Source organism: Streptomyces sp. P1-3, assembly GCF_050613155.1.
Taxonomy (GTDB): Bacteria; Actinomycetota; Actinomycetes; order Streptomycetales; family Streptomycetaceae; genus Streptomyces.
In genome coordinates this window covers 2,444,483-2,461,406 of sequence record NZ_CP192512.1, presented here as the reverse complement: position 1 = coordinate 2,461,406, position 16,924 = coordinate 2,444,483, and the positions used below count along the sequence as shown (strand labels likewise).

The 16,924-nt window shown below is 72.7% G+C and carries 1 protein-coding gene; it reads left to right on the top strand.

The window, feature by feature from the left end:
* Nucleotides 1-523: 523 nt before the first annotated feature.
* Nucleotides 524-16,888 (top strand): amino acid adenylation domain-containing protein, encoded by a 16,365-nt coding sequence (locus ACQUSR_RS10045; protein WP_431042217.1) that lies wholly within the window; start codon nt 524-526, stop codon nt 16,886-16,888.
* The last annotated feature ends 36 nt before the right edge of the window (nt 16,889-16,924 follow it).

Genomic DNA, 16,924 nt, shown 5'->3' with positions numbered 1-16,924 from the left:
ACCACTCGTCATCAACGAGCGTCTGCGACGGCGCACGGGTGAAGGTGGAAACTCGCATTCGGCCAGCCTGCCGCAAAGGCATCCCGTGCCGCCTGTGGAACACTCACGAGGGGGCTCTGCGGGGGGAATGCGGGGTTTTCCAGGAATTCTTCGATCGCTTTATACCGTACTGGTCGGCGGTGACCAACAGGTTCTGCTGGTGTCCCGTCGACGGGACGGGCAGGGCCGCGCGGACGCCGTCGCGCCAGGGCGTGCGGAGGTCCGGCCCGCCGGTGCGGTGGGCGCCACGAATCGGCTTGACCCTGTCGCCGGGAGACCGGAAGCTGGCAAAGGTGCTTGGGTCAGCGGCGAATTCCGACGTCATAGCTTCCCGTTACAGGGTTTTTCTGTGTTTCCGGTACAACGACTGACGTCCGGCACGCATGCCGCTCTTCGGTATCGGTTTCCTGACGTCAATTGTCAAGGCACGGCCGCGTCAAGCCGGTCCCCTCTACGAGAGATGACCTAAGGAAGTAGAGACGAAATGATCCAGTTGTCGTTCGCGCAGCGCCGGTTGTGGTTCCTGCACCGTTTCGAGGGGCCGTCCGCCACCTACAACATCCCGGTGACGGTGCGGCTGACCGGTGCGCTGGACGCGGACGCGCTGGCGGCGGCCGTGCGGGACGTGGTGGTCCGGCACGAGGCCCTGCGCACGCTGGTCGATGTGGACGACGACGGCGTGCCCTTCCAGCAGGTGGTCCCGGTCGCCGAGATGGACTTCGGCGTGCCGGTGGCCGACGTCGCGCCGGACGCGGTCGCCGACGCGGTGTCCGCGCTGGGCGCCTACGCGTTCGAGCTGTCGGCGGAGATCCCCCTCCGCGCGGAGCTGCTGCGGTGTGCCCCCGACAGCCACGTCCTGGTCCTGGTGGTGCACCACATCGCGGCCGACGGCGAGTCGATGGTGCCGCTGGTGCGCGACCTGTCGCAGGCGTACGAGGCCCGCAGCGCCGGCCGGGCGCCCGAATGGGACGAACTGCCCGTGCAGTACGCCGACTACACCCTGTGGCAGCGGGATTCCCTGGGCGAGGAGAGCGACCCGGACAGCGAACTCTCGGCCCAACTTTCCTACTGGACAACAGAGTTGGCCGACACGCCGCAGCAGATCCAGCTGCCGGTGGACCGCTCCAGGCCGGCTGTGGCCAGCCACAAGGGCGGCCTCGTGGAGTTCGCGGTCGAGCCGGCCGACTGGGCCGCGGTGCAGGCACTGGCCGAGGCCAGCGGCGCCTCGGCGCCGATGGTGCTCCAGTCGGCCCTCGCGGTGCTCCTCAACCAGCTGGGCGGCGGCGACGACATCTCGATCGGCTCTCCGATCGCCGGGCGCACCGACGAGGCCCTCGCCGACCTGATCGGCTTCTTCGTCAACACCTGGGTGCTCCGCGCCGACCTGTCCGGCGACCCGACCTTCGCCCAGGTTCTCGACCGGGTGCGGGACAAGGCGTTCGCGGCCTACGACAACCAGGACGCCCCGTTCGAACGCCTGGTGGAGCTGCTGAAGCCGGAGCGGTCCCGGGCCTACCACCCGCTGTTCCAGGTGATGTTCGCCTGGCAGGACAAGACCGTCCACATCGACTTCGAGCTGCCCGGCGTGCGGGCGACGCTGGAGATCCCGTCGACCTTCACGGCCAAGTTCGACCTGGAGTTCAGCCTCGGCCTCGACGCCTCCGGCGAGGGCGTCGCCGGCGTCCTGGAGTACGCCACCGACCTGTTCGACCAGAGCACCGCCGAGGCGATCACGGACCGCTTCGTCCGGGTCCTGAAGCAGGTGGTGGCCGACCCCGGCGGCCGGATCGGCACGGTCGACGTGCTCTCCGCCGCCGAGCGCGAGCAGCTGCTGTACGGGGCCAACGACACCGCCGCACCGACGCCGGAGCTGACCGTGGCGGGCCTGGTGGAGCGGCAGGTGGCCGCCACCCCGGACGCGGTCGCGGTCGAATGCGGCCCGGTGACGTGGACGTACCGGGAGGTCAACGAGCGGGCCAACCGGCTCGCGCGCGAACTGGTCCGGCGCGGCGCGGGACCGGAGTCCCTGGTGGCGCTGGCGCTGCCGCGCTCCGCCGACCTGGTCGTGGGGCTGCTCGGCATCCTGAAGTCGGGCGCGGGCTATCTGCCGATCGACCCGCGCTACCCGAGCCAGCGCCTCGACCTCATCCTGTCCGAGGCGCGCCCCGAGCTGGTCCTGACCGATGCCGAGACGGTGGGCGCCCTGTCGGTCGGTGACACCCCGCGGCTCCTCCTGGACGAGGTGGACCTCACCGCCGGCGACGGCACCGACCTGGCCGACGCCGAGCGGGCGGCGGCGCTGCGCCCGGACAACGTGGCGTACGTGATGTACACCTCCGGCTCCACCGGTACGCCCAAGGGCGTGGCCATCACGCACCACGGAGTCGTCAACGGCGTGCTGCGCCTGGCGAAGTCGGTCGAGGTCTCGGCCGGTTCGCGCATGCTGGGCGGCACGTCGATCAACTTCGACGTCTCGGTGTTCGAGATCTTCACCGCGCTGTCGCACGGCGCTTCGGTCGAGGTGGTCCGGGACGTCCTGGAGCTGGGGGAGCGGGACGCCTGGAACGGCGCCGTGATCAGCTCGGTGCCGTCGGTGTTCGCGGAACTGGTCGACGAGATCGCCGACCACACCGAGGTCGGCACGTTGATCTTCGCCGGTGAGACGCTGTCCGCGGCCCTGGTGGAGCGGGTACGCACGGCGATGCCCGGCGTCCGCGTCGTGAACGGCTACGGCCAGAGCGAGAGCTTCTACGCGTCGACGTTCGAGCTGGCGGCCGACGAGTCGTGGGACGGCACCGGCAACGCGCCGATCGGCCGGCCGCTGGGCAACATGCGGACCTACGTCCTCGGCCCGAACCTCGCTCCGGTCGCGCCCGGTGTGGTGGGCGAGCTCTACGTCGCGGGCGCGGTGGGCCGGGGCTACCACAGCCGCGCCGGGCTGACCGCCGAGCGCTTCGTGGCCGACCCGTACGGGCCCGCGGGCGACCGGATGTACCGCACCGGCGACCTGGCGCGGTGGACCGCCGCCGGGGTCCTCGAGTGCGTCGGGCGCGACGACACCCAGGTCAAGGTGCGGGGCTTCCGCATCGAACCGGCGGAGATCGAGACGGCGCTGGCCGCCCACCCGAGCGTGGCGCAGGCCGTCGTGCTGGTCCGGGAGGCGGCCGGCACGGGCGGCAAGCAGCTCGTCGGCTACATCGTGCCCGCCTTCGAGGGCGTCGGCGCCGTGGAGACGGACTTCCGGGCCGGAGTCGACGTGGCCGAGCTGCGCCGGTTCGCGGCCGCGCGGCTGCCCGAGTACATGGTGCCCGCGGCCCTGGTCGTCATCGACCGGCTGCCGCTCGCGCCCAACGGCAAGCTGGACCGGCGTGCGCTGCCGGAGCCGGAGTTCACCGGCGGCGAGTACCGCGCGCCGCGGTCGCCGGAGGAGGAGGTCCTCGCGTCGGTGTACGCCGAGGTCCTCGGTCTCGACCGGGTGGGCATCGACGACGACTTCTTCGCCGTCGGCGGCGACAGCATCCGGTCGATCCAGGTGGTGACGCGGGCCCGGGCGCAGGGCGTCGAGGTCAGCCCCCGCGAGGTCTTCGAGCGCCGCACCGTCGCCGAACTGGCGGAGGCCGCCGTCGCCCGCGGGCTCGCCGGTGGCGGCGTGGTACTGGAGGAGTTCGAGGGCGGTGGCGTCGGCCCGATGCCGCTGCTCCCGGTCGGCGCGTACCTGATGGAACTCGGCGGCGGGATCGGCCGGTTCACGATGGCGACCGGCCTCGACCTGCCCCTGGGCATCGACGAGGCGGGCCTGACGGCCACCCTCTCGGCGGTCACGGACCGGCACGACATGCTGCGCTCGCGCCTGGTGGCCGACGGCGGCGACGCGTCCGGGCGGCGCCTTGAGGTGGCGGAGCCCGGCGCGGTCCCGGTCGAGGCGCTGATCCGGCGGGTGGAGTGCACCGGCCGCTGGGACACCAAGCGCTGGCGCGCCCTGGCCGCATCCGAACTCGACGCCGCGATGGACCGGCTGGACCCGGCCGCCGGTGTCATGGCGCAGTACGTGTGGTTCGACGCCGGCGCCAAGGCGGCGGGCCGCCTCTTCGTGGTGCTCCACCACTTCGTCGTGGACGGGGTGTCGTGGCGCATCCTGCTGCCGGACTTCGCGGCGGCGTGGGCGGCGGTACGCGACGGCCGCCGGCCGGAGCTGCCCGAGGTGGCGACCTCCGCGCGGCGCTGGACGCACGCGCTGGTGGACGAGGCGTCGGCCGAGGCCAGGATCGCCGAACTCCCGCTCTGGCAGGGCATGCTGGAGGGGCCGGACCCCGTCCTCGGCAGCCGCCCGCTGGACCCGGCCGTCGACACCATGTCCACCATGGAGACGGTGCGCCTCGAGGTGCCGGTGGAGGTCACCGAGGCGCTGCTGACGGCGGTGCCCGCGGCCTTCCGCGGCGGGGTGAACGACGGCCTCCTCGCCGGGTTCGCGATGGCGGTGGCGCGCTGGCGCGAGAGCCGCGGCGTGAGCGCGTCCTCGACGCTGGTGCGCCTTGAGGGGCACGGGCGTGAGGAGGAGGTCGTGCCGGGCGCGGACCTGTCGCGCACGGTGGGCTGGTTCACCAGCATGTTCCCGGTGCGCCTGGACGTGGCGGGCTTCGAGCTCGCGGAGGCCTTCGCCGGTGGTGCGGCCGCCGGCGGTGTGGTCAAGGCGGTCAAGGAGCAGCTCCTCTCCGTGCCCGACAAGGGCCTCGGCTTCGGTCTGCTGCGGTACCTCAACGAGCGGACGGCGCCGGTCCTCTCCGGCTACGCGGACCCGCAGATCGGCTTCAACTACCTGGGCCGGTTCTCCTCCACGGACATGCCCGAGGACCTGCGGGGCCTGGGCTGGACCCAGGTGATGGACACCGACGACCTGGAGGTGGGCCTCGACGCGGACATGCCGACCCTGTCGGCCCTGGAGGTCAACTCGTTCGTGACGGACACGGCGTCCGGGCCGCGCCTCGACGCGCAGTTCTCCTTCCCCGGCGGGGTCCTGAGCCGCGACGAGGTGCGGGAGCTGGCGGACCTGTGGTGCGCCGCGCTCACCGCGCTCGCCCGCCACGTCGCGGAGCCGGACGCGGGCGGGCTGACGCCCTCCGACCTGCCGCTGGTCTCGGTCGGGCAGCGGGAGATCGAGCTCTGGGAGCAGCGCTACCCCGGCCTGTCGGACGTATGGCCGCTCACGGCCCTCCAGTCCGGCCTGCTCTTCCAGTCCCTGCTCACCGAGTCCGACCTGGACATCTACCAGGTCCAGCTGGCCTTCCACGTCGACGGACAGGTGCGTCCCGAGCGGATGCGGGCGGCGGGCCAGGCCCTGCTCGACCGCCACGCCAACCTGCGCACGGCCTTCGTCGCGGACGCGGACGGCGACTGGGTGCAGCTCGTACTCGACGGCGTCCAACTGCCGTGGCGCGAACTCGACCTGCGCGCCCTGCCCGAGCGGGAGCGCGACGAGGCCTTCGAGCGGTTCCTCGCCGAGGACCACACCGACCACTTCGACGCGGCCGCGCCGCCGCTGCTGCGCCTCGCGCTGGTGCGGATGGAGGACGAGCGCTCCGAGCTCGTCATGACCGCCCACCACGTGCTCTTCGACGGCTGGTCCATCCCGCTGCTCATGCAGGACCTGCTGCGCCTGTACGGCTCCCACGGCGACGGCACCGCGCTGCCCAAGGTGCGCGGCTACCGCGACTTCCTGGGCTGGCTCTCCGCCCAGGACCGGGACGCCGCAGGTCAGGCCTGGCGGGCCGAACTCGCCGGCATCGACGAGCCGACCCTGCTGGCGTCCTCGGCGCCCGCCGCGCCGACCACCGACGCGACCGGCTTCGACCAGGTCGAGATCGCCCTCAGCGTGGACGAGACCCGCGAGCTGGTCCGCCGGGCCGGTGAGCTCGGCGTCACCGTCAACACCGTCGTCCAGGGCGCCTGGGCGCTCCTGCTCGGCCAGTTGACCGGACGCCAGGACGTGGTGTTCGGCACGACCGTCTCCGGCCGCCCGCCCGCGGTGTCCGGCGTGGACTCGATGGTCGGCCTGTTCATCAACACCCTGCCCGTGCGGGTGCCCCTCACCGGCGCGGACACCCTGGCCTCCCTGGTGTCCGGGATGCAGGAGCGGCAGACCGCGCTGCTCGACCACCACCACTACGGCCTCGCGGACATCCAGCGGGCCACCGGACTCCCGACGCTCTTCGACACCCTCTTCGTCTACGAGTCCTACCCGGTCGACCAGACGGGCCTGGCCGAGGCCAACACCGAGGCCGGGATCGTCTTCACCGGCATCCGGCCGTTCTCCGCCACCAACTACCCGCTGACGGTGGCCATCGACGTCGGCCAGCGGGCCCAGCTGTCCCTCCAGTACCAGGACGACGTCTTCGACCGCGCGTACATCGAGGACACCGCGCAGCGGCTGCTGCGGATCCTGCGGCAGCTGACGGCGGAGCCCGGGCGGGTGCTCGGCACCCTGGACGTGCTGACGCCCGAGGAGCGCGAGAACCTCCTGAACGGCCTCAACGACACGGCGGAGGAGGTGCCCGGCACCACCGTGCCGCAGCTGTTCGAGCGCCAGGTCGCGGCCGCCCCGGACGCCCTCGCGATGATCGCCGGCGAGCAGTCCCTGTCGTACCGGGAGCTGAACGCCCGGGCGAACCGGCTCGCGCACTGGCTGATCGGGCGCGGCGTGGGCCCGGAGACCGTGGTCGGCGTGGCACTGCCCCGCTCGGGCGATGTGATCGTCGCCCTGCTCGCGGTGATGAAGGCCGGCGGCGTGCACCTGCCGATCGACCCCGCCTACCCCGCCGAGCGGATCTCCTTCCTGCTCGAGGACGCCCTGCCCACGCTGGTCCTGACCCGCGCCGAGTTCGCCGCCGGCCTGCCGGCGGACGCCGAGATCGTCGAGCTCGACGACCCCGCCGTCCTCGCGCACCTGGCGGAGCGGCCCGACCACGACCCGACGGACGCGGACCGGGTCGGCCCCCTCGACCCCCGCAACCCGGCGTACGTCATCTTCACCTCCGGCTCGACCGGCCGGCCCAAGGGCGTGGTCATCCCGCACAGCGGCCTGCCCAGCCTCGCGCGCAAGGAGGTGGAGCACTTCCGGGCGACGGCGCGGTCGCGGGTGCTCGCCTGTGTGTCGCCGAGCTTCGACGTCTCGGTGATGGAGTGGCTGGTGGCCTTCGCCGCCGGCGGCACCCTCGTGGTGCCGTCCGAGCAGCAGCTGGGCGAGGCGCTGGGCGCGACGCTCGCCGAGTCGAAGATCAACATCGCCCTGCTGCCCACGGCCATCCTCGCCACCGTGCCGCCGGACAACCTGGAGCACCTGCACACGCTCGGCGTCGGCACCGAATCCGTCCCGACCGGCATCGTGGAGACCTGGTCGCCGGGCCGCAGGCTGATCAACGGCTACGGGCCCACGGAGACCACCTGCGTCGCGACCCTGAGCGACCCGATGACCGCCGACGGCACGGCGCCGCCGATCGGCCGGCCGGTGCTCAACGCCCGCCTGTACGTCCTGGACGAGTGCCTGCGCCTGGCGCCCCCCGGCGTCGCGGGCGAGCTGTACATCTCCGGCGCCGGCGTCGGCCGCGGCTATCTGAACCGCCCCGGACTGACCGCCGACCGCTTCGTCGCGGACCCGTTCGGCGAGCCGGGCGCGCGCATGTACCGCAGCGGCGACCAGGTGCGCTGGCGCGCCGACGGCCAGCTCGAGTACCTCGGCCGGATCGACGACCAGGTGAAGATCCGCGGCTTCCGGGTCGAGCCCGGCGAGGTCGAGACCGTCCTGGACGCCCACCCCGGCGTGGCTCAGGTCGCGGTGGTCGCCCGCACCGGTCGCGGCGCCGCGGGCAAGCAGCTGGTGGCCTACGTCGTGCAGGGCGCCGACGCACCCGGCGTCGAGGAACTGCGCGCCCACGTGGCCCGGAACCTGCCCGAGCACATGGTCCCGGCCGCCTTCGTCCTCATGGACCGGCTGCCGATCTCGACCAACGGCAAGCTGGACCGCAAGGCCCTGCCGGAGCCGGAGTTCACCGCGGCGGAGTACCGGGCGCCCCGCACCGAGCAGGAGCAGCGGCTCGCCGAGCTGTTCGCCGACATCCTGGGCGCCGAGCGGGTCGGCATCGACGACAACTTCTTCACCCTCGGCGGTCACTCGCTGCTGGTGACCCGGCTCGTCAGCCGCGTCCGCGAGGCCCTCGGCGTCGAGCTGAAGCCCCGTGCCGTCTTCGACGCGCCGAGCGTCGCCGAGCTGTCCGCGCGGCTGGACGAGGGCGGCCGGCCGCGGCCCGCGCTGCGCCGCCGCGACGACGGCACGGGCGTGGTGCCGCTGTCGTTCGCACAGCGCCGGCTGTGGTTCATCCACCGCTTCGAGGGCGCCTCCGCCACCTACAACATCCCGGTGGCGCTGCGGCTGACCGGCGACCTGGACGCGGACGCCCTGGCGGCGGCCGTGCGGGACGTGGTCCACAGGCACGAGAGCCTGCGCACCCTGATGGACGAGGACGCCGCCGGAGTGCCCTTCCAGCGGATCGTCCCCGCCGACGAGGTCGCACTCGACCTGCCGGTGACCGACGTGGCGCCGGACGCCGTCGCCGAGGCGGTGTCCGCCGTGATGGGCCACGCCTTCGAGCTGGCGACGGACATCCCCGTGCACGCGGAACTACTGCGCTGCGCGCCCGACGAGCACGTCCTCGCCCTGGTGCTGCACCACATCGCGGCCGACGGCGAGTCGATGGGCCCGCTGGTGCGCGACCTGTCGCAGGCCTACGCGGCCCGCCGCGAGGGCCGGGCGCCCGAGTGGGACGAACTGCCGGTGCAGTACGCCGACTACACCCTGTGGCAGCGCGAACTCCTCGGCGAGGAGGACGACTCCGAGAGCCTCGTCGCCGCGCAGCTCGACTACTGGCGTGCCGAGCTCGACGGCGCCCCGCAGCCGCTGCGACTGGTCACGGACCGGCCGCGGCCGCCCGCCGCCAGCTACCGCGGCGAGATGCTGGAGTTCCCCGTCGCACCGGAACTCGTCGCCTCCGTAAGGGAGCTGGCCCGCAGGCACGACGTCACGATGAACATGGCCCTGCAGGCCGTGTTCGCCGTGCTCCTGAACCAGCTGGGCGGCGACGAGGACATCTCGATCGGCACCCCGATCGCCGGGCGCACCGACGAGGCCCTCGACGACCTGGTCGGCTTCTTCGTCAACACCTGGGTGCTCCGCGTCGACCTGTCCGGGAACCCGTCCTTCGAGGACCTCCTCGGCCGGGTGCGGGACAAGGCCATCGCGGCGTACGAGAACCAGGACGCTCCGTTCGAGCTCCTGGTGGAGCTCCTGAAGCCGGAGCGGTCCCGCTCCTACCACCCGCTGTTCCAGGTGATGTGCGCCTGGGACGACAACGCGGCGCTCGGCTTCGACCTGCCCGGGGTGCGCACGGAGCTGGAGATCGTCCCGACCCGCACCGCGAAGTTCGACATGTATCTGACCCTGGCCGCCGACCAGGAGGGCGACGGCGCCCGCGGCTACCTCGAGTACGCCACCGACCTGTTCGACCCGGGCACCGCCGAAACCATCGCGGACCGCTTCGTGCGCGCCCTGGAGCGGCTGGTGGCCGACCCCGGCGGCCGGATCGGCACGGTCGACGTGCTCTCCGCCGCCGAGCGCGCGCGGCTCCTGTACGACATCAACGACACCGCCGCTCCCACGCCCGACACGACGCTGGTGGGGCTGGTCGAACAGCAGGTTGCCGCGACTCCGGACGCGGTCGCCGTGGTGCACGGCGATGTGTCGTGGACGTACCGGGAGCTCAACGAGCGGGCCAACCGGCTCGCACGCGAACTGGTCCGGCGCGGCGCCGGCCCCGAGTCGCTGGTCGGCATCTCGCTGCACCCCTCGGCCGAGCTGGTGGCCGGACTCGTCGGGATCCTGAAGTCGGGCGCGGGCTACCTGCCGATCGACCCGCGCTACCCGAGCCGCCGCCTCGACTTCATCCTGTCCGAGTCCCGTCCCGGGCTGGTGCTCACCGACGCCGCGACGGCGGGGGTGCTGCCGGAGGGGGACACCCCGCTGCTGCTCCTGGAGGAGCTGGACCTCACCGTCGGCGACGGCACGGACCTGACCGACGCCGAGCGCTCCGCGCCGCTGCGGTCGGACAACCTCGCATACGTGATGTACACCTCCGGCTCCACCGGAAACCCGAAGGGCGTGGCCATCCACCACGGCAACCTGGTCAACGGCGTCCTGCGGCTCGGGGCCGTGGTGGACGTGGTGCCGGGTCAGCGGGTGCTCGGCGCCACCTCGATCAACTTCGACGTCTCGGTGTTCGAGGTGTTCACCTCGCTGAGCCGGGGCGCCGAGGTCGAGATGGTCCGCGACGTCCTGGAGCTGGCCGAGCGCGGCGGGTGGACCGGCGGCGTGATCCACGCGGTTCCGTCCGTGTTCGCCGAGATCCTCGACCAGGTCGCCGGGAAGATCGACGTGGACGCGGTGGTCCTCGGCGGCGACGGACTGTCCGCGGCGCTCCTGGAGAGGGTGCGGACCGCGATCCCGGACACCCGGATCTTCCAGGCCTACGGGCAGACGGAGGACTTCTACGCCACGACCTACCCCGTCCCCGACGACTGGTCGGGCACGGGCAACGTCCCGATCGGCATGCCGCTGGGCAACATGCGGACCTACGTCCTGGGGGCGGGCCTGTCCCCGGTCCCGGTCGGCGTCGTGGGTGAGCTGTACGTCGCGGGTGCGATCGGCCGTGCCTACAACCAGCGGCCCGGCCTGACCGCCGAGCGGTTCGTGGCGGACCCGTTCGGGCCCGCGGGCGACCGCATGTACCGCACCGGCGACCTGGTCCGCTGGACCCCCGAGGGCGCCATCGAGTACGTCGGCCGCGGTGACTCGCAGATGAAGATCCGCGGGTTCCGCGTCGAGCCCAGCGAGGTCGAGGCCGCGATCGTCGCGCACCCCGCCGTGGAGAAGGCGCTCGTGCTCGTCCGCGAGGGACGCGGAGGGGGCGGCAAGCAGCTCGTCGGCTACGTGGTGCCGGTCGGGGCCGACGAGGTCCTCGGCGGAGACGACGTCGACTTCAACGCCCAGCTCGACGTGGCCGAGCTGCGCCGGTTCGTGGCCGCGCGGCTGCCCGAGTTCCTGGTGCCCGGCGCGTTCGTCGTGCTGGACCGCTACCCCCTGGACCCCAACGGCAAGGTCGACCGGAAGGCGCTGCCGGACCCGGACTTCGCCGGAGGCGAGTACCGGGCCCCGCGGTCGCCGGAGGAGGAGATCCTGGCGTCGGTCTACGCCGAGGTGCTGGGTGTGGACCGGGTGGGCATCGACGACGACTTCTTCGCCGTCGGCGGTGACAGCATCCGGTCGATCCAGGTGGTGACGCGGGCCCGGGCGCAGGGCGTCGAGGTGAGCCCGCGGCAGGTCTTCGAGTGCCGCACCGTCGCCGAACTGGCGGCGAACGCCCGGATCGGCACCAGCGTGGTCCTCGAGGAGCTGGAGGGCGGCGGCGTCGGCACGATGCCGCTGCTGCCCGTCGGCGCCTACCTCATGGAGCTGGGCGGCGGTATCGGCCAGTTCTCCATGTCCACCGTCCTGGACCTGCCGGTGGGCATCGACGAGGCGGGCCTGACGGCGACGCTGTCGGCGGTGGTGGACCGGCACGACATGCTGCGGTCGCGGCTGGTGGCCGGGGACGGCGATGGTGCCGGCTGGAGCATCGAGGTGGCCGCGCCGGGCGCCGTCCGGGTCGGCGGGGCGATCCGCCGGGTGGAGTGCACCGGCCGTTGGAACACGAAGAAGTGGCGCGCCCAGGCCACGGCCGAACTCGGCGCCGCGATGGACCGGTTGGATCCGGCCGCCGGGGCGATGGCGCAGTTCGTGTGGTTCGACGCGGGCCCCAAGACCGCGGGCCGGTTGTTCGTGGTGCTGCACCACTTCGTCGTGGACGGGGTGTCGTGGCGGATCCTGCTGCCGGACTTCGCGGCCGCCTGGGCCGCGGTGCGGGAAGGCCGCGATCCGGAGCTGCCGGAGGTGTCCACCTCCGCCCGCCGCTGGACGTACGCCATGGCCGACGAGGCGTCGAGCGAGCGGCGTACGGCCGAGCTGCCGCTGTGGAAGGGCATGCTGGAGGGCCCCGACCCGGTCCTCGGCAGCCGTGCGCTGGATCCGAAGGTCGACACCATGTCCACCCTGGAGACGGTGCGCCTCGAACTCCCCGTGGAGGTGACGGAGGCGCTGCTGACGGCGGTGCCCGCGGCCTTCCGCGGCGGTGTGAACGACGGCCTCCTGGCGGGCTTCGCGATGGCGGTGGCGCGCTGGCGCGAGAGCCGCGGCGTGAGCGCGTCCTCGACGCTGGTGCGCCTTGAGGGGCACGGGCGTGAGGAGGAGGTCGTGCCGGGCGCGGATCTGTCGCGCACGGTGGGCTGGTTCACGAGCATGTTCCCGGTGCGCCTGGACGTGGCCGGGTTCGACCTGGCGGAGGCGCTCGCCGGTGGCGCGGCGGCCGGTGGTGTGGTCAAGGCGGTCAAGGAGCAGTTGCTGGCCGTACCGGACAAGGGCCTCGGCTTCGGGCTGCTGCGCTATCTGAACGAGCGGACGGCTCCGGAGCTGTCCGGTTACGCGGATCCGCAGATCGGCTTCAACTACCTGGGCCGGTTCTCCTCCTCCGACATGCCCGAAGAGCTGCGCGGCCTGGGCTGGACCCAGGCCACGGACGCCGACGACCTCGACCTCTCCGTGGAGACGGACATGCCGGCGATGTCGGCGCTCGAAGTCAACTCGTTCGTGACGGACACGGCCTCCGGGCCGCGGCTGGACGCGATGCTCTCCTTCCCGGCCGGTGTACTGGGCCGCGACGAGGTGCAGGAGCTGGCCGACCTGTGGGCCACCGCCCTGACCGGGCTGGCGCGGCATGCGGGCGAGCCGGACGCGGGCGGTCTGACACCGTCGGACCTGCCGCTGGTGTCGGTGAGCCAGCGGGAGATCGAGGGCTGGGAGCAGCGGTACCCGGGCCTGACGGACGTGTGGCCGCTGACCGCGCTCCAGTCCGGCCTGCTCTTCCAGTCCCTGGTCGCCGACAGCGACTCGGACTTCGACGCGTACCAGATGCAGTTCGTCTTCCACCTCTCCGGGCACGTGGAGCCGGAGCGGATGCGGGCGGCGGGCCAGGCCCTGCTGGACCGGTACGCCAACCTGCGTACGGCGTTCGTGCCGGACGCGGACGGCGGCTGGGTGCAGCTGGTGCTGAGCGGCGTCGAGCTGCCCTGGCGGGACCTCGACCTGCGCGGGCTGTCCGAGGAGGAGCGGACCGAGGCGTTCGAGCGGTTCCTCGCCGAGGACCACACCGACCACTTCGACCCGATCGCGCCGCCGCTGCTGCGGCTGGCCCTGGTGCGGATGGAGGGCGAGCGGTCCGAACTGGTCCTCACCGCCCACCACGTCCTCTTCGACGGCTGGTCCGGGCCCCTGCTCATGCAGGACCTGCTGCGCCTGTACGGCTCCCACGGCGACGCCACCGCCCTGCCCAAGGTGCGCGGCTACCGTGACTTCCTGACCTGGCTCTCCGCCCAGGACCGGGACGCCGCCGCCCAGGCGTGGCAGGCCGAACTCGACGACGTCGACGAGCCCACGATGCTGGCGCCGGCCATGGTCTCCGCCGACGGCGAGGCAGCCGAGATCGGCCACGCCGAGGTCGCGCTCAGCCTGGAGGAGAGCCGGGAGCTGGCCCGCCGGGCCGGTGAGCTCGGCGTCACGGTCAACACCGTCGTCCAGGGCGCCTGGGCACTCCTGCTGGGGCAGTTGACCGGACGCCAGGACGTGGTGTTCGGCGCCACCGTCTCCGGCCGCCCGCCCGCGGTCACCGGCGTGGACTCGATGGTCGGGCTCTTCATCAACACCCTGCCCGTCCGCGTGGGGCACCGGCACGGGGAGACCCTGGCCGAGCTGCTCACGGAGCTCCAGCGGCGCCAGACGGCGCTGCTCGACCACCACCACTACGGCCTGACCGAGATCCAGCAGGCCACCGGACTCCCGACGCTCTTCGACACCCTGGTCGTCTACGAGTCCTACCCGGTCGACCGGATCGGGCTGGCCGAGGCCAACACGGCCGCGGGCCTGACCTGCACCGGCATCCGGCCGTTCTCCGGCACGCACTACCCGCTGACCCTGATGGCGGTGGGCGAACCCCAGCTGCTGTTCTCGCTCGACTACCGGCGCGACGTGTTCGGACACGACACCGTGGCGGGTATCGGCGCCCGGCTGCTGCGCGTCCTGCGGCAGCTGATCGCCGATCCGGGGCAGCCGGCCGACACGGTCGACGTCACCGACGAGGCCGAACGCACCTGGCTGCTGGAGGAACTGACGGCCACCGCGACCGGCGCACCCGAGCTGACCGTGCCGGAGCTGGTCGAGCGGCAGGTCTCGCTGACCCCGGACGCCGTCGCCGTCGAGTCCGACGGCGTGTCGTGGAGCTACCGGGAGCTGAACGAGCGGGCCAACCGGCTCGCCCACGAGCTGATCCGGCGCGGCGCCGGCCCGGAGACCGTGGTCGGCCTCGCGCTGCCGCGGTCGGCGGACCTGGTGGCGGCGATGCTCGGCATCCTCAAGTCCGGGGCGGCGTACCTGCCGGTCGACCCGGCCTATCCGGGCCACCGCCTCGGGTTCGTCATGGCGGAGGCGCGTCCGCTGCTGGTCCTGACCGACAGCCGGACCGCCGAGGGGCTGCCGCTGGGCGATCTGCCGCGGTTGCACCTCGACGAACTCGACCTCACCACGGGCGCTGACGGCGACCCCCGCGACGAGGACCGGAGCTGCCCGCTGCTGCCGCGGCACCTGGCGTACGTGATGTACACCTCCGGCTCCACCGGGACGCCCAAGGGCGTGGCCATCACCCAGCACGGCGTCACCAACGGCGTGACCGAGCTGGTCAAGGCCCTGGGCGTGCCGGCGGGCTCCCGGACGCTCGCGGGGACATCGGTCAACTTCGATGTCTCGGTGTTCGAGATCTTCACGACGCTGGGCACCGGCGGCACGGTCGAGGTCGTGCGGGACGTGCTCGCCCTGGGCGACCGGGAGCGCTGGAGCGGCGGCGTGATCAGCGCCGTGCCGTCGGCCTTCGCCGAGCTCGTGGACCGCGTCGCCGGGAGGGTCGACGTCCACACGGTGATCTTCGCCGGCGAGGCCCTGCCCGCGCAGCTCGTCCGACGGGTGCGCGAGGCGCTGCCCGGCGTGCAGGTCGCCAACGGCTACGGGCAGAGCGAGAGCTTCTACGCCAGCGCGTTCGCGCTGCCCGCCGCGCAGGAGTGGACCGGCACCGACAGCGCGCCCATCGGCACCCCCCTGGGCAACATGCGGGCGTACGTGCTCGGGCCCGGTCTGACCCCGGTCCCGCCGGGCGTGGTCGGCGAGTTGTACGTCGCCGGGGCCATCGGCCGCGGCTACCACGGCCGCACCGGGCTGACCGCGGACCGGTTCGTCGCCGATCCGTTCGGGCGGCCGGGCGAGCGGATGTACCGCACCGGAGACCTGGCCCGGTGGAGCCCCGAGGGGCGCCTGGAGTACGCGGGCCGGGCCGATGCCCAGGTGAAGGTGCGCGGCTTCCGCATCGAGCCCGGGGAGATCGAGGCGGCGCTCGCCGGCCACCCGGGCGTCGGTCGGGCGGTGGTCATCGCCCGCGACGCCGCCGGCTCCAGCAAGCAACTGGTCGGCTACGCGGTGCCCGCCGCGGACGGCGCCGAGCTCGTCGGCACCGAGCTGCGGGCGTATCTGGCGGAGAAGCTGCCGGAATACATGGTTCCGGCGGCGGTCGTCCCGGTGGAGCGGCTTCCGCTGATGCCGAACGGCAAGCTCAACCGGGCGGCCCTGCCGGAGCCGGAGTTCCTCGGCACCGAGTACCGGGCGCCGCGCACCGAGCAGGAGGAGCGGCTCGCCGAGCTGTTCGCCGACGTGCTCGGCCTGGAGCGGGTGGGGATCGACGACAACTTCTTCACCCTGGGCGGGCATTCGCTCCTCGCGGCCCAATTGGTCGGCCGGATCGGCAAGGACCTGGGGGTCGACCTCCCGATCCGCACGGTGTTCCAGTACGGCACCGTCGCCGAGCTGGCCGAGCAGCTGAGCACCGGTGAGGCGCCGCGCGTCGAGGATCCGTACGCGCGGGTGCTCCAGATCCGGACAGGCGGGTCCAAGGAACCGCTGTGGTTCATCCAGCCCGGCTTCGGCCTCAGCTGGCTGTACCTCAACTTCGCCCCGCACCTGCGGGACCGGCCGGTCTACGCCTTCCAGGCCCAGGCCTACAGCGGGGCGCCCAACCCCGAGTCACTCGAGGAGATGGTCGACGACTACATCGAGCGGATGCGCGCCGTACAGCCGGAGGGGCCGTACCACCTGCTCGGCTACTCCTTCGGCGGCACCGCGGCGCACGCCATCGCCGCCGAACTGGAGCGCCGCGGGCACCAGGTGGCGCTGCTCGGACTGCTCGACTGCGCACCGGCCGCCTTCTTCGAGGACGCCGAGTCCGCATCGCAGGAGGATGTCGAGCGCCAGATGGAGGACTACATCGGCCACCTGGTCGGTGCGGACGACTACCAGAGGGTGCTGGAGACATCGGCCTCGGTGGTGATCAACCACGTGGGGATCCTGAAGAAGTTCAGCACGCCGGACTTCTCCGGGGACGCGCTGTTCTTCAACGCGACGCAGAACCCGACCGATTCGTACGCCGGACAGTGGAAGCAGCACATCCGCGGCTCCATCGAGGAGTACGACATCGAGACCGGCCACACCGAGCTGTGCAGCCCGGTCCACGCCGCGGAGATCAGCAGGATCATCAACGAGAAGCTGGGGGAGGGGCGGTAGACGGAAGGCCCCGGCCGTGAGGCCGGGGCCACGCAT